Below are 19,143 nucleotides of genomic sequence, written 5' to 3'. Positions count from 1 at the left end.
ATGGTGATTGGGGAGCGTGTATACAGATGGATATATACGGAACGGGTCAGCGACTCGTCAAAATCAAAAGAAAAGCTAGCTTGCACGTGGCAAAGCCAATCCAACAACGCGTGTATGCCATTCGTAAGGTCGCTACAGTTATGTTACCTTTCTATCGTAAGTTGGCGATTAGCCGTACGTTCTCCGTCCAATGGGCGAAGGCCGTGCGGGAGACCGATATTGCACGGATGAATAAACTGCTGCGCTCAGTCATCGGTTCAGAGCCACTTTCGGCACTGGCGTCGAATGGCGTGGGGTGGTTCGTCGATTTTCCGCTGCCGAAACCGCTTCTTGTGATCACGAATGGGACGACGATTCGTCCAGGTCAAGTACAGTTCACGTTCAGTTCCACGATTAATCGCGCGATCGCGAAGGCAGTCATTCCCCTATATCGGGAAATTATCTGCAATCCGAGTTATGCGGCGCTGCTGGTGAAGGCAATCAATACACAGAATGAGACCTTGTTGAATCAATTGATACGAAGTACAGTAACGAGTCGGAGACTTGTTTCTGTTCGGATTGATTTCTCTGGCTTCTTCCTCGGGTTCAAATATCCAACGAGTAAATATGTGTATGTGAATGAGGTATTTCGTGAGTATGTCATGTGATTGGATAAGCGTTGGTGGGTGCCTCGATCTCTGTGTTTGCAGGATCATGAGGTGCTTGGCTGCTTGACAGATAGACAAGCCCAGCCGTGTCAATTTCCCTCATCGGGAAACCTATCTCCTTCAGCGTTCCTTCCTATCAATAATGGATGTGCTTTTGCAAACGCTTCATTTGTGATAGTTTTTATCAAGGCAGCGTCATATATTTCCCTCATGCAGGATGATATTCTCTTAATAGGAAAGAACGAAGCGCACATAGATCAGATCAAACCATTCAGGAGGCAGTGTATATGAAGAAAAAATGGGGTAAAATGCTCGGCAGTGTAGGGATCATGACGGTACTTGTCTCCGCAGTTGTTGGATGTAGTAGTGAGAAGGCAGCGGTAGAGACGACGAAGCCGGCGCAAAGTACAGAGACACCTAAAGCACAAGCAAAGCCTGTCACCCTACGGTTTGCCTGGTGGGGCTCCGATGCCAGACATAAAGCCACGTTGGCGGCTATTGAATCGTACACGAAATTGAATCCAAATGTGAAAATCGAAGGCGAGTATCAAGGCTACGACGGCTACCAACAGAAGATTATGACGCAAATTGCTGGTAATTCGGCACCAGATCTGATGCAGTTGGATTACCCGTGGCTGCCCAGCTTATCCGCGCAAGGTGATATTTTCGTAGATTTGAGCAAAGAATCTGCAATTGATCTCAGCCAATTTCCGAAGAAAATTTTGGATGAATATGATTCGGTGAATGGCAAGCTCGTTTCCTTGCCTATGGGTACCAACGGATTTGGGACGATGATTAATAAAGCCTTCTTTGATAAAAATGGTCTTTCCACTGACACGGTATGGACGTGGGATAAACTCATCGAAGCAGGGCAGAAAATTAGTCAGACCAACAAGGGGAACTATCTTTTCGCGCTGGAGCCAGGTACGACAACGGGTGGGCTAGGTGAGTTTATTTTAGGTGAATACTTATATTCCAAAAATGGTACATACTGGGTTTCCGATAAACCTGCAATCACGGCATCCAAAGAAGATATCTCCGAGGCATTGACGATGATGAAAAAGGTATTCGACAGCGGCGCTGCGCAGCCATTGGGAGATGCAGCTCTGTTCAGCGGTAAAATGGAACAAAATCCGAAATGGGTCAACGCTGAAATTGGGATGACCTTAGATTGGTCTTCAACAGTTGGTAAGTATAAAACGGCTGCGGGCGAAGGTAAATTCGCGGTAGGTATGCCGATATTTGCCAAAGACGGCAAGGCTCAAGGCGTGAAGACGAAGCCTTCGATGATTCTCTCCGTGAACAAAAAATCAGCGAACGCAGCAGAAGCTGTGAAGTTCAGCAACTGGCTGTTAAACAGCAAAGAAGCCGCACTCATCCTGTTGGATACACGTTCTGTGCCGACCTCCGAAATCGCCAAGAAAACATTGGTCGAGGCGAACAAAATCGATCCGAATGTTGCGAAAATGGTGGATAATGCACTGAAAAATCCGACATCACCACCGCCGATTGTTCAAAACAATCCTGAGGTTGCCGACATCATCCGTGATATTTGTGAGAAGGTTGTCTATGGCAGCCTTACCCCTGACAAGGGTGCGGATCAGCTCATTCAACGTGTACAAGATAAATTCAAAGACTTGAAATAAACCGATAGGGTGATGTGCCAGTCGAGACATCACCCTATTCTATTCCACATAAAGTCAGGTGAAATCGGAATGAGTAGCTTACTTAAATTGACTAAAAAGAATATCGGTCTCGTCTATATCGCACCTTGGTTAATTGGTTTCTTGATCTTTCAGCTGTATCCTTTTGCCTCGTCCTTCATCTATTCCTTCACGGATTACAGCATTACGAATACCCCCAGCTTTGTTGGATTCAAGAACTATATCACGATGTTTACGAAGGATACGGCCTTCTATCATTCCTTGATCATCACACTTCTGTATGTCGTTATTTCTGTTCCGATGAAGTTGGTTTTTGCCTTGCTTGTGGCCCTAATGTTGAACACGAATATGAAATTCATTAACTTTTATCGGACTGTCTATTATCTACCATCCATTCTTGGCGGAAGTGTGGCTGTCTCCATCCTGTGGCGATATTTGTTCATGAAGGAAGGGATGGTGAATGGCATCCTGAAAGCGATGCATATCCCACCTGTTGATTGGCTTGGAAGTCCCAATATGGCGCTATTTACCTTGAGTTTGTTGTCCGTTTGGCAGTTTGGTTCCTCCATGGTTCTCTTTCTAGCAGGCTTAAAGCAAGTTCCGAATGAACTCTATGAAGCTTGCAGGGTGGATGGTGCTTCCAAAGTTAGAATGTTTTTCACGATAACGCTGCCGCTCATCTCGCCAATTATTTTCTTTAATGTCATCATGCAAATGGTCAATGCTTTCCAGGATTTCACAGGAGCATTTGTCGTAACCAATGGCGGGCCAATGAATTCAACGTATTTGTTTGCGCTCAAGCTGTATGACGAAGGCTTTAAGTTTTATAAAATGGGGTACGCATCAGCGCTCTCATGGATACTATTCATTATCATTTTGGTCGTGACGTTGATAACGTTCAAGTCCTCCAAGCGCTGGACGTATTACGAGGATGGGGGTGACCGCAAATGACATTAGCAGGCGTAAGGATGAAGCGTGTTTTCAATATTGCATTCCTCACGATTTTTGGATTGATCATGGTGTATCCGCTCATTTGGCTGTTTTTTGCCTCGTTCAAAGCGAATAATGAGATTTTCGGGACGCTTAATCTTTTTCCTAAACATGTCGTCTGGAACTCATATGCGAAAGGTTGGCAGGGAAGTGGGCAATTTACGTTCGGTGTGTTTCTATTCAATACGATCAAAATGGTTGTCCCTGTCGTACTGTTTACACTGCTATCCAGCACAGTTGTTGCCTATGGCTTCGCACGATTCACCTTTCCACTGAAGAACGTGTTGTTCGCGATCATGATCTCAACGCTCATGCTTCCCAATGCGGTTATCATTATTCCGCGCTATATTTTGTTTAAGGAGTTTGGCTGGTTGAATAGCTATCTACCTTTTACGATCCCGGCATTATTCGCTTGTTATCCGTTTTTTATCTTCATGCTTGTGCAATTTTTCAGAGGCTTGCCGAGGGAGTTAGACGAGTCCGCAACGATTGACGGGTGTAATTCGTTCTCTATTTTGACCCGAATTCTACTACCGTTATGTAAACCGGCGTTATTTTCGGCAGCGATATTTCAGTTCATCTGGACATGGAATGATTTCTTCAATTCTTTGATTTACATCAATAGTGTGAAAAAGTTTACACTGGCGCTCGGGCTCCGCATGTCGCTGGATGTCAGCTCAGCCGCAATGTGGAATGAAGTGATGGCGATGTCCATTGTGGCCATTGTACCTTGTGTGATGATTTTCTTCTTTGCTCAAAAATACTTCGTGGAAGGCATCGCGACAACCGGTTTGAAGGGTTAAGGTTTGGATTAAAGGGATGCTGCGCCAAGTGAGATTAACTTACTCGGCGCAGCATCCCTTATTCTACATGGTGGAGTTAGTCGATATAATCGACTAACTCGAGGGAAATCAAGGTCTGCACTTGTATGCGCAGCTACATGAGAATCTGGATATATTGAACCTTTTCTGGTTATTCTGGTGTTTCAAAGAACAGGGGATGTTTACTATACTAGAAGAAAAACCTGCAGATTCTGCAGGTTTTTCACTTCTTTCCGTTCAACTAACAGTTACCTTACTCTGGGAATTTCCCGTCAGCAATTTCACATATTCAATGCCACAAAGCATCACGATCCCGATACCGTGTGTGTCATTGAGAATCCAGCCTAGCTCCTCCTTGTAATAAGCGGGTGTAAAGGAATAACCGGAGCCTCTGCATACGCCATAAATATTGCCGGTGGCATCGATGGCGATCTTGGTGAGTGCTTCCCAACCGAGGGTGATGGCCTTCTTGTAAGGTGCGATGTCGTCCAGCCAACCGTATCGAATACCTCGGCTAAAGGCGTAGGTGAACATAGCGGTGCATGAGGTCTCTTCATAGGAGGTGGGATCTGTCAGCACCTGATGCCAAAGTCCATTAACGCCTTGCAGCTTCAGGTATCCTTCAGCCAGCTGTCGGAAAAACTGAATGAGCTCTGGTCGCTTACTATGATCCTGCGGGAGTACAGCGAGCAGCTCGGATAGTGAGAAAATGACCCATCCATTCCCACGTCCCCATGGTACATAAGTGGCGGTTTCATATTTGAAGTCATACACGTGTGACATAGCTTGTAACTCTGGTATGTACAAATAGGGCTTGAACAAGAGAAACTGTCTGGCAGCTTCGTCGACACAGCGGATGTCACCAGTTTGTTTATAGTAACGGGTTAAGAAAGGTGTGCTCATGTACAAATCATCGGCCCACAAGGTGTTGGTCTGGTATTCACCATCTCGTTGGCGATAAAAGGCACCATTCTCCTTTCTTTCTTGGGTATTCATGATGTAATCTGCGATGGTATGTGCAATAGTTAAATAGATGGGGTTTTTGTTGGTTTCATAAGCTTCTAGCATAGCTGAACCGAATGAACCGCAATCATCGAGCATGTTCAATTCGACGAGTTGATGATTAATAGCAGGGTAACCGTAGGTATCTCTATCCCATTTGGCATACGCATAGAGCTGAGTACACGCATCGATATGACGGGTTACATAGGTGAGGATATCCGCTCGCCCAAGCTCCCGGCCTGCCTGGAGCAGTCCGTATAAGGTCACGCCAAGTGGGTAGTTCCATTTGGCGAACAGTTCATTTTCCAAATAGGGCCGTACGCCGTAACCTTCCGCTGATTTCCAATAAGCATTCTCATGCGGTTCGAAGCGATAGAGAGTTCGAATGCTCTCAGGTTTCTCGATTGGTTCATCTAGAGGACCTAGATAAAGCCACGGTGATCTCGTTCCCTTGATATCTACGGGTAAGCGAAAGTCACGCGAGGTACCATTTATTTCAGCGAATACTTGATAGTTCCATGCCTTCTCGGAACATGTGGATTCGATTATAATATCATGCTTGCCAGCAGAGAGCGTGAGCGTAACTTCGAAAGCGCCATGGTCTGATGTAACGACAGGCTCTTGATCCACCCACATGCGGATATTGCCGGCGGAAGTACCTAGCAGATGTAACGGGTCATCGTTATCCTCATCCAAGTAGACGGAGCTCCACGCATACGCTAGTTTCACAGATTGTGCGCCAAATAACGTAGCGAGGGAGCTGCTAGGCGTCGATTCCTGCAAACGTGGGAGCCAATCCAGACCCGTTTCCGCTTCTAGGCTATCTACAGCAGGCACAGTCCCATCCGTATAGTCGTGGGGCACATTAGCTAAGGCGTATACCCAGCCGCCCATGCCGGTTCGTTCTTGAAAAGGAGAGAGGAAATGGATCGGAAACCATTTGCTATTGCTGGAGCCGAATCGGCAGCCGAATCCGGATGAAGTTTTGATTAGCGTGATGAAAAAGGCATTCCAACCTCTTTTTAACGGGACATTCAAAAGTTTATGATGATTCACATTCACATCGTCGGCCATCGTCGAGCGGTAAAATAAACTGCCGTTAACGAAGATTCTAGTTGGTCCGTAACAACTTAACGACAGTTCAGTTAAGGTTTTTTGGTTGCTATACACCATGGCATACGCATGACCGTAGCTGCCAAGGGGGCTTTCTGGAAAGCTCGTATTCAAATTCAAATCACTGCGTCCATCCTCCATTTGCATGATTGTATCTGGATGGATCGTTCGGAAGGTAAAGCCGCTAGGCGGGTTCGCGCTAATATACTTATTGGCAATCGTTTCGATGATTGTAGGAACATGATGGCCTTGTCGGTAGTGAATACTTTCTTGGAATTCAAAGTACGTTTGCATGGTGGCAACCCCTTCACCTAGATAGGATGGAAATGATATGCAACAATGATAGCAGTACTTTCGCGATTACAAAATTCATTTGGTTAGATATAAACTATCAAATGTAGAGCGCTTTGCAGGGGATGTCGGATGATGCGTATTATCATGTCTATTGAGGATATGGACGAGAGGGGAAGGCGTGCTGTATAGTTTTTGCAATGGCGATGTTCGGCATGTGTGGCATATAGTAGGGGGATATTTACAGTTTTGGAAGCGCTTAAATTAAGGAGAAGTAAGAAATGACGGGCTAGGTATGGAGGTTGCTATGTACAGATTACTAATCGTGGATGATGATTTTGAAATAAGAAATGGACTATGCAAATATTTCCCATGGGACTCTATTGGATTTCAGGTCGTAGGTGATGCGGAGAATGGGAAAGAAGCTTATATGTTTATCCAAAATAATCCAGTAGACGTTGTCTTATGTGATATCAAAATGCCCATCATGTCGGGGGTTGATCTAGCTGCAGAGCTTAGTGTCCATTATCCCAAAATTAATATTATCTTCTTTAGTGCTTACAAAGATTTCGATTATGCTCAAAAGGCAATTGAGGTTGGTGTGAAACGGTATATTTTGAAATCCACAAATTTCAATGAACTGGTTCGTGTTTTCACGACGATTAAGACAGAACTGGATAGCCTGAACCAAACAGCAACCCCATTGCAAGCGAGGAGTCAGCCGGAAGATCTATCTAATTTTGCCGAGAAAATGATCCATACAATTAAAGAACACGTGGAGCAGAATTATCAGCATGTGACCTTGGAGGATCTGGCGCGAATCGTGAATTTGAACCCAGATTATTTGAGTAAGTTTTTCAAAAAACACGCAGGCATTCTTTTCTCTGAATACTTAACGCAGGTTCGCATGCAGCGAGCAGCACAGTTTCTGGATGATATTCAATATAAAACGTATGAAATCAGCGAAATGGTCGGCTATAGCAATGCTTTTAATTTCACGAGGGCGTTCAAGAACTACTATGGCATGAACCCGAGGGATTATCGCAATAAGAAGGAGTTGAAATGAGGAAGAAGTTTTTTATCAAAAGCCTAATCCGCTTAATTATTCCTTTATTGATTCCATTGATTATTCTGGGGGCATTTTCCATTATTACGACGCAGCGCTATATCAAAAAAGAAGTCAATACGTCCAATTACAAAACGCTTGAACAAACGAAAAGTACAATTGAATTGCTTTTTGATGAGCAGGAATCGCTGCATTATACCTTTAATTACAACGCTCGATTGATTCAAAAGCTGAAGTCTGTATTGCGGAATGAAGAATTGAATCCTTATGACATTGAGGCTTATGGAACGTTCATGAGCATGATGAATTCTCCAGCGAACATTAAACCCTATATTCATTCGATCTATCTGTACTTTTCTAATGACAAAGGGAACTTCCTTGCCTCCAATGAAGGGATTACGAGTATTACCCAGTTCTATGATACGTCATGGTTCCGGACGGCGAGTGCTATGACGAGTGAAAGTAATCTTGTTATCCAAAATAGAACGATAAAGAGATTCTCCTTTGATAAAACCGAAACACCGGTCGTGACGATATACAAAAAAATATATGCGCCAGGCTCAACGAAGCCTGATGGCTGCCTTGTGATGAACATTAAAAAGGAAGATATAGAGAAAGTGATGAAGGATTTCTTATATCTTCCTCATCAAGCCATTTTTCTTCTGAATGCCGGCGGTGAGGTTATTGCGAGCTCGAATGAAGAGGAGCTGGATGTCAGTAATTTGCTGGACGCGGGCCAGCTTCCTTCCGACATTTACGAGAAGACCACTTCGAATGAAAGATACATCATATCAAGTATTGCTTCTACCCAATACCCAATGACGTATGTGACCGTATCGCAGGAAAAGTATTTCTATCAGCTGCCCATTAAGCTCATGTATGTGACGTTTACACTGCTCATTGTCTCCCTCATCCTAGGATTCGTGCTTGCGTACTATGTGTCGCGGAAAAATTATAACAATCTCGTAACGATCTTACTGACGATTGACAAGGCAGAGCGGGGACTGCCGATTCCAGAGTTGACGGTTAAGGTAACAGATGAGTACAGCTTTATCCTGCAAAATATGATTAAATCCTTCATTGAACAAAGCTATTTGAAAGTTCAGCTGTCAGAGAAGAAATATAGGCTGCAAGCGATGGAAATGATGGCGCTCCAATCCAATATTAATCCCCACTTTTTGGCGAATACGCTGCGAACTATATTCTGGAAATCAATGGGCTTGACCGGTGGTCATAACGAAGTGAGTCAGATGATCGACTATTTGTCGGAGGTTGTGCAGTATTCGATTAGTCAGGGGAATAAAATGGTAACCTTGGCCGAGGAGATTTATCATACGAGCAATTATATTGAAATTCTCAAAATTCGCTATAAATCGAAGTTTCAAATCATTTGGGAATACGACGAGGCGATCACACATCATAAGGTTATGAAGCTTATGCTGCAGCCACTTGTAGAGAATGCTATTTATCATGGGATTAAAGAAAGTGAAAGCTTCGGCTACATCCGAATCCGAATGAGAGCTCGCGGGCCCGTTATTGCGATTACGATATTGGACACAGGCGTTGGAATGAGCAGAGCGAAGCTGTTGGAGCTCAAGGGAACATTAAAAGCGGAGGAACAAGTCGAGCACATAGGCCTCTTTAATACGAGCAAACGGCTTCAACTCATGTTCGGGGATAAGCATCGTTTTCACATTCGGAGTAAGGTTGGGTACGGCACGGTGATTGACATTACCTTCCCGGCAGAAGAGGAAATGGACATGGAAACGGATGCCGAGAAGGAATCGGTATAAATTTCTAGGTATGCCACTAATCAATTAGGCGTATTTCGTAGTATAATGTTCCTATTGATTATTGGAGGCACATACATGACATTAATTAAACATTTACAAGCACCAGATGAATTTACGGGCTTTTACTTAATTAAAGAGTTGGAAATTAAACAGACGAATACAACACCTGCCAAAGATTTCATGGATATTGTACTCTGTGATGCGAGTGGACAGGTATCCGCAAAAATGTGGGACGTCAGCGCTGCGGATAAAGAGACCTTTTTCCCAATGACCTTAGTGAAGGTACAGGGACTGGTTCAATTGTACCGCGAACGCTTGCAAGTGAAGATTGGGAAGATTCGCAAAGCACTGCCGGAAGATGGTGTGCAAATCACTGATTTTATCCGCTCTGCGCCGATCAGTCCAGCTGATCTGATTCATACGATGAATGGCGTGTTGGCGAGTATTACGAATCCAACTATTCAGTCTATCGTATCGTTTTGTGTGGCGAAGGTCGGGGATAAGCTGGACCATTATCCAGCGGCTAAGACGCATCACCATGCGTATTTCGCAGGGCTTGCCTATCACATCGTGCGAATGCTGGAGCTTGGTGAATTTATTTGCAAACAGCGTCCATTTCTCAATGCGGACTTGATCAAAGCAGGCATTATCCTTCATGATATCGCGAAGCCAGAAGAAATGATCGCGCAGCTCGGCATCGTTTCCGACTATAGCGTGCAAGGGAAGCTGCTGGGTCATATCTCCATGGCGTCCAATTGGATTACGGAGGCTGCTCTGCACCTTGGGCTAGATCTTCAATCCGACCCCGTTATTGGATTGCAGCATATTGTCCTTTCCCACCATAACTTGCCGGAGTGGGGAAGTCCTGTACTGCCGCAGCTACCGGAGGCAGTCGCACTTCATTACATCGACTCGATGGATGCGAAGCTGCAAATGGTCGAGGACACGCTGCTCATCACACCGGAGTCCGAGTCTTGGACGCCGATGATCCGCGGGTTAGAAAACAAAGCGATGTATCGCTTGAAGCTGTAAGCTAGCGGTGGAAGCTGTTCCCAAGTAGAGGGATCTACTTGGGAACAGCTTTTTGTGTTTGGGGGATAGCTTGTGGGGCAACCCGCACCCGCAGCCGCACCCGCAGCCGCACCCGCACCCGCAGCCGCGACCCAGCCTAGGCGCTCATTTAAAAGTTAATAGATGGAAAATATGTAGTTAATTTCATGTTATTCTTAGCTTTATTTGAAATAACTGTAAAAAATACAGCTATTTTCAGTCGAAACCGCCGAAATCAACCGAATCCAGAGAATTAGATGTACGTTCTCCATCTAAACTCTAAATTTCAACTGAAACTGACGAAATAGCTGGAGTTCTTCCAGCTAATTGCTGCAGACAATCCAAGCCAGCTAGTCGCCTCCGATAGTCCAAATCAAAGCTCCAAACCCGTTCCTTGTTTGAACCTTTTAATCACCATTTGGGTGTTCACGCGCACAACGCCGTTCAACTTGTAGATGTTTTTATAGAGGAATTCCTCTAATGCAGCATCATCCTTCAATAAGGCATGCATATGCAGGGAGCTGGTTCCTGTCATTTGGTAGATCGACACCACATTCGGGTCCGCCGAAAGCGAGTTTCCAACTTCCTCCGCGTAGCGCGGCTCCACTTCCACTTCGAAGAAAGCACTAACCACCTTCCCTAGCTTCGTTGCATTCAAACGAATCGTAAAATTCTCGATAATTTGATTGTCGATAAGGTTTTCAACACGTTTTTGAATCGCGACACGCGATAGATTCAAAATCTCACCTATTTTCGCATAGGACATTCTACTGTTCTCGTGTAGCAACTTAATAATTTCTTGATCGACTGGGTCTAAATCGTGCAAATCTAACATGAACCTCACTCCTCATCATAATCTGAAAATATATACAATTGCTCAGTATTCCTTGATCTTCTCAAAATATGTCGCTAAAAACGTCAAAAATACAACGAATGTTAATCGATTATCATGATATTTTTGAAAAAACGAAACTATTTTTGTGATGTGCATTTACACATGGTGTTGACCATATTCGGAAGTGTACATATAATCATGTTAATTAATATAACACAAATAAAATACAACAAGTTAAGTGTTAGAAAATATAACGCGAGGGGCTGTCATATGTCCAAAAAACTCATCTACAACGGAACCGTCCTGACGATGAATGCTACGAACCAAATGTTCAAACCAGGCTATGTGTACATGGAGCATGATGTGATTTGTGAAGTTGGCGAATGGAAGTCCGATGGCAGATTAGATCATCTTCTCCAAGAGGCGTCATACCGTTACAACGCAGAGGGAAAAGTAGTGATCCCCGGAATCGTGAATGGTCATACACATCTGTTCCAAACGTTTATGCGTGGCGTATCGGATCACTCTCCCTTAGCTCAATGGCTGAAAGAGATAATTTGGCCCATGAGTCTCGCGATGGAGCCGGAGGATTTCTATCTGGCCGCATTGATTGGTTGTATTGAGAATCTGAAATCAGGGGCTACGTATATGATGGATCATCACTATATCCACACGTACCCAGAGAATGATGCCAGCGTGCTAAGGGCAATGGTCGATTCGGGAATTCGTGGACATTTGGCACGAGGAGGCTCCGACTTAGCTGGGGAAGTTCGCCTGCGAGAGACCGGTGAGCAGATTTTCAATGCCACTGACGCATTACTTGATCAGTGGGAAGGTGCAGCGAACGGTCGCATCCGAATAGCGCTAGGACCACTCAACTTATATGGTTGTTCCCGAGAATACCTCGAACGTGCAGCCGTGTTCAGTCGAGATCGCAGGCTCATTTCTCATGTACATGTCGCAGAAACAAGTGAACAAATCGATACTACGATGACGCGATATGGCCTTAGAAATTTGGAGCTACTAAATGAAGTCGGCTTACTCGGCGATCAGACACAGGTTGTCCACGGTGTTTGGCTGGATGATGGGGAGCTTGAGCTAATTAAAGATAAACAAGCATCCGTCATCCATTGTCCCGTTTCCAATATGTACCTAGCTTCCGGCGTTGCTCGGGTACCTGAGATGTTGCGAATGGGCATCAATGTAGCCCTAGGAACAGATGGACCTGGCAGCAACAACTGCCAAGATAATCTCGAAGTGTTGAAGTTTACTGCGTGCTTGCACAAAGTGAATGAGCTGGATGCCACATTGCTGCCCCCGATGGACGTGCTGCGAATGGCGACCGTGAATGGGGCAAAGGCAGTTGGCCGAAGCCAAGATCTAGGCAGCTTAGAACCAGGGAAGAAAGCAGATCTAGTCACAGTAGATATGATGAAAGCCCATATCAGCCCCGTGCATCGCGCATCTTCGGCACTTGTCTATAACGCCAACGGCAATGACGTCGATTTGGTGATGGTAGGCGGGCAAGTAGTTGTGGAACATGGGAAGAGCACATGGATCGATGAGCAGGAGATTTTGAGAAGAGCGCAAGCCAGAGTTGACGTACTTAGAAGCAAGTTAGCGGGGCAGTATCCTATTTTTGCGAATCAAATGTAGGTCCAATTAGAGGAGGATGAATTCTATGGCATTACAACGTCTACATGATCCCGTTCTTGAAAATGATTGGCATGCGGTGTACCTTGCATCTGAGCTGAAAGATCAACCGGTAGGTGTCATCATTTTAGGAGAAAGAGTAGCTCTTTATCGCTCAAGCCGAGGCGTTCACGCCATGCAAGATCTATGCGTCCATCGCGGAGCGATGTTATCCAAAGGGTGGGTCAAGGATGATGTGCTGGTCTGTCCGTATCATGGTTGGCAGTACGACTCCTCTGGACAATGTGTTTGTATTCCTGCACAGCCTAAAGGGGAGAAAATCCCACTTCGGGCGAAAGCTGTTACGTATTCATGTGAAGAGAAATATGGCCTCATCTGGGTGTGTATCGGTGAACCAGCAGCTCCTATTCCACATTTTGAGGAGTTTGCGAATCCGGAGTACCATCCACTTCCTTGCGGACCGTATAAGGTTGCCGCAGCTGGAACACGTGTGATTGAAAATTTCACAGACTTCGCTCACTTAATGTTCGTGCATCAGGATTTACTAGGTCACCCAGATTATGCCGAGCTTCCTGATTTCCAGGTTGTGAAGGAAGAGGATCGTATCTATATCGAAAATATTCCAATTTTCCAGCCTGTTGCGCATTCTGGTTCAGATAAAAGCGAGGGCACCACATATGTCTATAGGAAGGAAGTATATCGGCCACTGTCTGCTAGGTTATCGAAGGCGGATCCGAGTAATGGTCAAACGTTATGGATTATGCTTACCATACTGCCTGTAGCTGCTGAAGAATGTGTCGTCTTCATGATGGTTTCTCGTAACTACGCGTACGACGTTGATGATGCGAACTTTATTAAATTCCAAGACATCGTGTTTGAACAGGATGCCAGAGTGATTGAGACGCAGAAGCCTGAGCTGCTGCCTCTAGATCTTCAAGTCGAGCTGAATCATAAAGTGGATCGCTTCTCGATAGCATATCGTCGTTGGCTGAAAGAATTAGGTGTGGTGGTTGGGACGATTTAATTGCATCTTAATGTTCGGTTTTAAGTGTTATTATTCACTTTACAATAAATATACAGTTGTAAAAGTGATGAAAAGGCGTACTTTTATAGTGAATAAATACAAAACGTCAGTCTATTCGTTGACGAAAACAAGCCGTGAAACGTATATTTGACTCAAGGTTACTACGATGTAGAGACATAGAAAACCAAATATGGAGGGGAAGTTAACCATGAAACGATTTCAACGTACTCTTGCACTTGCAATGAAACGCCCAGGAGCTGTATCCCTAAGTTTAGTGATGATTTCTAGTTTGCTAGCCGCATGTGGAAGTTCCAGTACTCCCGTTTCCTCGTCAGCGCCAACACCAGCGCAAGCGGCAGCGGCGGCGGCCTCTCCTGCAGCATCGGCGGCACCAGCCGCCAAACCGATTGTTCCAGCAACGGTGGTGTTGAACTGGTTCGCGGAACCTGAGCATGGCGGGAATTTCGCAGCATTAGCGAAAGGGTATTACAAGGATGCAGGTTTCGATATGACATTGATGCCAGGTGGTCCTTCCGTATCCTCAACACAAATCGTAGCTTCTGGTAAAGCCCAATTCGGGATGGCGAATGGTGATGACATTTTGGTAGCCAGACAAGAAGGAATACCTGTAGTAGCTATTGCAACCTCGATGCAGAAGAGTCCACAAGCTTTGTTTTATCATAAAGATGCCGGTGTGAAAGATTTCGGAGATTTAAATACGCATAAAGTGTATGTAGCATCAACCGCGAGCTTCTGGCAATTTATCAAAAACAAATACAAATTAACAAACGCACAAGAAATGAAATATACAGGACAATTAGTGAACTTTGTGAGTGACAAAACGGCACTAACGCAAGGCTATGTGACCTCAGAGCCATTCACGATGGATCAACAAAAGGTTGACTACGGTACGCTGCTCGTTGCCGATTCTGGTTATAAAATTTATGCTGGCGTGTACTTCACAACGGAGAAGATGATTGCGGAGCATCCCGATCAAGTTAAAGCTTTCGTTGAAGCGACGGTGAAGGGCTGGGATTACTACAAAGATCATTCCGATGAGATTAACCCAAGCATTCAAACGAAGAACCCGGATATGGGCCTCGACATGATGAAATACAGCGCAGCGAAGGAAATGGACTTTGTATTCGGTGGCGATGCAGCGACTAAAGGCACAGGCATTATGACCAAAGAGAGATGGGAAGAAGTGCAGAAGCAATTAGTTGAAGTGGGCGTACTGAAGACTGCTGAGAATATTGATAAAGTGTTCACAACACAATTCTTGCCTAAAAAATAAACAAAACTTTGGGAGGTGGCGGCATTGGCTTCTAACAACAACATCGATCTATGTAACGTCAGATTGCCATTATTAAATGAAGTGGAATTATATTGTCTCTCGATTCGCGATGGTCATTGGATGCATATTCGCATACAAGAAGCAGATGCCGCTGCTCCCATTTCAACGATGCTTGAGTCTTGGAATCCTGACCAACAGCTAGAAACGTCGAGCATCACAACACTGGATCTTCAGGGTAAAATCCTACTGCCAGGCTTTGTGGATTCGCATATGCATCTTGACAAAGCGTTCTCGTTAACAACAGTTGAGAATATCAGCGGTACGCTGGAAGAGGCTGTTCGCAACTACTCAGCGGCATCGCCTACGTTCTCGAAAGACGAGATCAAAGCCAGAATGATGCGATCTGCGCTGCAGGCTCTGTCTTTTGGAACCACGCATATTCGCACGCATCTGGATTTCAATCTTCGATTTTCACGTGACATCGCTTTACGCACAATTGAAGCCGCACTGGAAGCCAAAGCAGCCTTAGCGCCTTACATGACTTTGCAACTTTTCCCAATGTGTCCCTATAATTTCATGTCGCTGGATAATGAAGCCATTGAGGAAGCCTTACGAATGGGTGTGGATGGCATTGGTGGCGCACCGCATTTATCGTTAACACCGAAGGAAGATATTGATTTTATTTTCAAAATGGCAGAGAAATATGATGTACCGATTGATCTGCACTGTGATGAAACCGATAATCCACAGATGCGAACTGTTGAATATGTGGCAGCGCGTACGAAAGAGGCAGGCTACGAGGGCAGAGTGACCGTCGACCACTTGTGTGCACTAGCCTCGATGGGCGATGAGGATGCAGGCAGTATCATTGACAAAATGGCAGAGGCCAAGCTCAAGGCAGTTTCTTTGCCTGCGGTTAACTTGTATTTGCAAGGCAGACATGATTCAAACCCTGTGAGAAGAGGCGTTACTCGCTTGAAGCAAATTCACGAGAGAGGCATTCCAATCGCGGTTGCATCGGACAACATTCATGATCCTTTTCACCCCTTCGGGCGAGGGGATTTACTTCAAATCGCACTGATCTCCTCCTATGCTGCACATATGGGCAGACCCGCAGATCTACGCACATTGCTGCGGATGATTACGGAAGCTCCCGCTAATGTTCTTGGACTTGCGGCCTATGGGATTACAGAAGGTCGTCCAGCCAACTTCGTTATCGTCGATGGTCATTCAATCGAAGAAGTATTTACCATGCTTCCTGAGCGCAGGTGGGTGTACAGCCACGGACGCTTCGTCAGATCACCTGGTACGAAAGCGGCGTGGAACCACAATACGTTAGCCCAGTTCTGGCAAGAGGCAAGTGAAGCCGTATCGTTCCAAAAGCCCGAATTCGTGAAGGGGTGAACCATCAAGATGGCTAATCTGTTGGTCATTTATTACAGCGCCTTTGGTCACGTATATCAGATGGCGCAAGCCGTTGCAGATGGTGCCAGTCAATCAGGTGCGCATCCTGTAAGAATTGTGCGTATACCCGAAATGGCTGCGAATGTGAATCGTGTGATCACACCTGATAAAGACAGACGTCCTGCCATGCAGGAGAAGACAACTAGCTCCACTACGTTATCAAAGCAATTTCGTTTAACGGATCGGTATCAGAAGTATGAAGCTACACAAACGCTGCAAATAGAAATTCCAATCGCAACAAATGATGATCTGCGCTGGGCTGATGGGATCCTCTGGGGGTTCCCGACGTATTACGGCTCTATGCCGGCGCAAGTTAAATTGTTCCTTGAGATGGCTGGAGATCTTTGCATCGAGGGTGCCCTTGAGGGCAAACCGACCGGCATATTTAATAGTACAGCATCCATCCATACGGGGCATGAAGCAGCAATATTAACCGCAATGGTACCTTTTTTTCATTTCGGTATGATTTTTGTGGGATTGCCGTATTCGGAAAATCCGGAGTACTTAACCGCTGATGCAATCGGCTGCTCGCCTTATGGGGCATCTACCTTAGCGGGACCGGACAGTTCCCTTTCGCCAGATCCTAGAGAGCTGCTGATGGCAGCGCGATTAGGTGAGCGAGTAGCGGACATTGCGGCGGCTATCAAGCAGTTTCAAATCAAGAAGAGCTAGGGCGCTTAACACTTTAAATTCGAAAGTAGAAAGAACCCCTCTTGAAGAGTTTGGTTCTTTTTTCGCAAATAGATGATCAATCTTATAGGAGGTGCTCAGCATGACATTCAATCGATATCAAGGGAAAGCCTGGGATAAGTGCTTCTTTCCAAGCCTTAGTAAACTTCAAGTAGCTGAGATTCCTAAAGAAAATGCATTAATCGTGCTGCCAGTCGGAGCTGTTGAGCAGCACGGTCCACATATGCCGGTGTTTACCGACACATTAATCTCGGAAGTGCTGTTGACAGAAGCTTTCGAGCAGCTTCCTGACGATGCGAATATATGGCTGCTTCCAGCGATCCCCTACGGAAAGAGCACAGAGCATCTAGGCCATGCAGGTACGATCACCTTATCGGCAACAACGTTAATGGCTGTCGTGATGGATATTGCCAAAAGCCTGCGGCGAAGCGGCTTTCAGAAGCTCGTTCTCGTTAACTCGCATGGTGGGAATACGGATTTGTTGAACATGATGGGTAGGGAAATTCGCATCGAAACAGGTTTAGCTGTGTTTCGCTTAGATCCCGGTGGGCTCGGCGGCGCAGATGAATGGATAACACCGCTAGAGAAACAGGCGGGCATTCATGCAGGTGATATGGAGACATCCATCGTCATGGCGGCGATGCCGCATTGGGTGGACATGGATGTAGCACCAACAGAGTATCCGAGTTACCCCGAATCTCGTTATCTGGCACTTCGGAATCGCGCCTTCGCTTGGGTGATGGATGATCTTTCACATACCGGCGTCTCTGGAGATGCAACAACGGCAACAATGGCCAAAGGCAAGGCTATGACGGATAAGTTTGGGACTTATATCGCAGAGGCGCTGCTTGAATTTCAAGCATTCGATATGCAATCGCTCAAAATCAGCAAGTAGATCTGGTAAGCCACTAACACGTATAGGAGATGACAAGCATGTCGAAACATTCTTCTCTAATGGATACAGCTAGCCCCCAAACCTCAGGATCTACTTTCGTAAGTATGACGAATCTCTCTAAGACCTATCCTAACGGAACGATTGCCTTGCAGGATGTCAATCTGACCATTCAAGAAGGTGAATTTTTATGCTTTGTAGGTCCATCGGGATGCGGGAAATCGACGATTTTTAAAATCATCACAGGCTTATCCAAGCCGAGCAAAGGCTCATTAGATGTCTTTGGAACAACACCGAAAGAAGCGCGCAAGCAAAGTGACATCGCTTTTGTGTTTCAAGATCATACGCTGTTACCCTGGTCGACGGTTGAAGCGAATGTGAAGCTCCCGCTAGAATTACGCGGAGTGGATAAGAAGACCCAACAACAAGAAGCGGAGCGAGTGCTTGAGCTTGTTGGATTGAAGGATTACATGAAAGTGCTGCCTAGGCAGCTTTCAGGCGGTATGAAAATGCGCGTATCCATCGCGCGAGCGCTCATTTCTAGGCCGAAGCTGCTGCTGATGGATGAGCCGTTCGGTGCATTAGACGAAATTACGCGTCAAACGTTGCAAATGGAGCTACTAACTATTTGGCAGCAGGATAAATCGATGACCGTGCTGTTCGTGACACATAATGTGTTCGAATCGGTGTTCTTATCAACAAGTGTAGTTGTGATGACACCTCGACCAGGTAAAATCTCAGCACGTATTGATATACCTGTTCCTTTTCCAAGAGATGAAACGTATCGAACAACAACGCAATTCAGCGATATAGTGCGCATCGTGAATGATGCTTTGGACCATTAAGACGAGAGG

16 protein-coding genes are annotated in these 19,143 nt (G+C 45.5%); 14 read left to right on the top strand and 2 right to left on the bottom strand.

From position 1 onward, the window contains the following. Positions 1-26: 26 nt before the first annotated feature. The 4 genes from ACSQ8P_RS27290 (at position 27) to ACSQ8P_RS27275 (ending at position 4,104) form a co-directional block, all read left to right on the top strand. Positions 27-647 (top strand): hypothetical protein, encoded by a 621-nt coding sequence (locus ACSQ8P_RS27290; protein ID WP_436238064.1) that lies wholly within the window; start codon positions 27-29, stop codon positions 645-647. A 287-nt stretch (positions 648-934) separates the two neighbouring features. Then, entirely contained in the window at positions 935-2,293 is a 1,359-nt protein-coding gene (locus ACSQ8P_RS27285; RefSeq protein WP_436238063.1) for an ABC transporter substrate-binding protein, read from the top strand. A 69-nt stretch (positions 2,294-2,362) separates the two neighbouring features. Then, positions 2,363-3,262 carry a carbohydrate ABC transporter permease gene (locus ACSQ8P_RS27280; RefSeq protein ID WP_436238062.1) on the top strand — a complete coding sequence of 300 codons (900 nt, stop codon included), beginning with the start codon at positions 2,363-2,365 and terminating at the stop codon, positions 3,260-3,262. Continuing rightward, positions 3,259-4,104 (top strand): carbohydrate ABC transporter permease, encoded by an 846-nt coding sequence (locus ACSQ8P_RS27275; RefSeq protein ID WP_436238061.1) that lies wholly within the window; start codon positions 3,259-3,261, stop codon positions 4,102-4,104. The genes ACSQ8P_RS27280 and ACSQ8P_RS27275 overlap by 4 nt, the downstream gene beginning before the upstream one ends. A 255-nt stretch (positions 4,105-4,359) precedes the next feature. Here ACSQ8P_RS27275 and ACSQ8P_RS27270 read toward each other — a convergent pair whose 3' ends face one another. Continuing rightward, the gene (locus tag ACSQ8P_RS27270; protein WP_436238060.1) at positions 4,360-6,531 is read right to left on the bottom strand and encodes a glycoside hydrolase family 88/105 protein; all 2,172 of its coding nucleotides are present in this window, start codon (positions 6,529-6,531) and stop codon (positions 4,360-4,362) included. Between the two features lie 304 nt (positions 6,532-6,835). On the opposite strand from ACSQ8P_RS27270, the gene ACSQ8P_RS27265 reads away from it, so the two are divergent. From ACSQ8P_RS27265 to ACSQ8P_RS27255, 3 genes are all read left to right on the top strand, one after another. Further along, complete coding sequence (locus ACSQ8P_RS27265; RefSeq protein ID WP_436238059.1) at positions 6,836-7,594, top strand: response regulator transcription factor; 759 nt, start codon at positions 6,836-6,838, stop codon at positions 7,592-7,594. After that, positions 7,591-9,387 (top strand): sensor histidine kinase, encoded by a 1,797-nt coding sequence (locus ACSQ8P_RS27260; protein ID WP_436238058.1) that lies wholly within the window; start codon positions 7,591-7,593, stop codon positions 9,385-9,387. The genes ACSQ8P_RS27265 and ACSQ8P_RS27260 overlap by 4 nt, the downstream gene beginning before the upstream one ends. 75 nt (positions 9,388-9,462) lie before the next feature. Further along, complete coding sequence (locus tag ACSQ8P_RS27255) at positions 9,463-10,419, top strand: 3'-5' exoribonuclease YhaM family protein (RefSeq protein ID WP_436238057.1); 957 nt, start codon at positions 9,463-9,465, stop codon at positions 10,417-10,419. Positions 10,420-10,810: 391 nt separating this feature from the next. Here the strand turns inward: ACSQ8P_RS27255 and ACSQ8P_RS27250 are convergent, their stop codons facing one another. Further along, positions 10,811-11,272, bottom strand: a complete 462-nt coding sequence (locus tag ACSQ8P_RS27250) for an Lrp/AsnC family transcriptional regulator (RefSeq protein ID WP_436238056.1) — start codon at positions 11,270-11,272, stop codon at positions 10,811-10,813. Between the two features lie 270 nt (positions 11,273-11,542). Here ACSQ8P_RS27250 and ACSQ8P_RS27245 point away from each other — a divergent pair, with 270 nt between their 5' ends. The 7 genes from ACSQ8P_RS27245 (at position 11,543) to ACSQ8P_RS27215 (ending at position 19,134) form a co-directional block, all read left to right on the top strand. Then, positions 11,543-12,928: an amidohydrolase family protein gene (locus ACSQ8P_RS27245; RefSeq protein ID WP_436238055.1), complete on the top strand. Its 1,386-nt coding sequence runs from the start codon at positions 11,543-11,545 to the stop codon at positions 12,926-12,928. A 25-nt stretch (positions 12,929-12,953) separates the two neighbouring features. Further along, complete coding sequence (locus tag ACSQ8P_RS27240; RefSeq protein WP_436238054.1) at positions 12,954-13,949, top strand: aromatic ring-hydroxylating dioxygenase subunit alpha; 996 nt, start codon at positions 12,954-12,956, stop codon at positions 13,947-13,949. A gap of 208 nt (positions 13,950-14,157) precedes the next feature. Beyond that, on the top strand, positions 14,158-15,243 hold the full coding sequence (locus ACSQ8P_RS27235; RefSeq protein ID WP_436238053.1) for an ABC transporter substrate-binding protein: 1,086 nt from the start codon (positions 14,158-14,160) through the stop codon (positions 15,241-15,243). A 24-nt stretch (positions 15,244-15,267) separates the two neighbouring features. Continuing rightward, positions 15,268-16,647 carry an amidohydrolase family protein gene (locus ACSQ8P_RS27230; RefSeq protein WP_436238052.1) on the top strand — a complete coding sequence of 460 codons (1,380 nt, stop codon included), beginning with the start codon at positions 15,268-15,270 and terminating at the stop codon, positions 16,645-16,647. 9 nt (positions 16,648-16,656) lie between these two features. Then, the gene (locus tag ACSQ8P_RS27225; protein WP_436238051.1) at positions 16,657-17,379 is read left to right on the top strand and encodes an NAD(P)H-dependent oxidoreductase; all 723 of its coding nucleotides are present in this window, start codon (positions 16,657-16,659) and stop codon (positions 17,377-17,379) included. Positions 17,380-17,479: 100 nt separating this feature from the next. Beyond that, complete coding sequence (locus ACSQ8P_RS27220) at positions 17,480-18,292, top strand: creatininase family protein (protein WP_436238050.1); 813 nt, start codon at positions 17,480-17,482, stop codon at positions 18,290-18,292. A gap of 38 nt (positions 18,293-18,330) precedes the next feature. Further along, a complete protein-coding gene (locus tag ACSQ8P_RS27215) occupies positions 18,331-19,134 on the top strand; it encodes an ABC transporter ATP-binding protein (RefSeq protein ID WP_436238049.1) in 804 nt (267 codons plus the stop codon). The last annotated feature ends 9 nt before the right edge of the window (positions 19,135-19,143 follow it).

Origin of the sequence: Paenibacillus sp. LjRoot153, assembly GCF_964253085.1 — a bacterium.
In the GTDB taxonomy this organism is placed as follows: domain Bacteria; phylum Bacillota; class Bacilli; order Paenibacillales; family NBRC-103111; genus Paenibacillus_E.
This window is presented reverse-complemented; position numbering and strand designations above follow the sequence as displayed.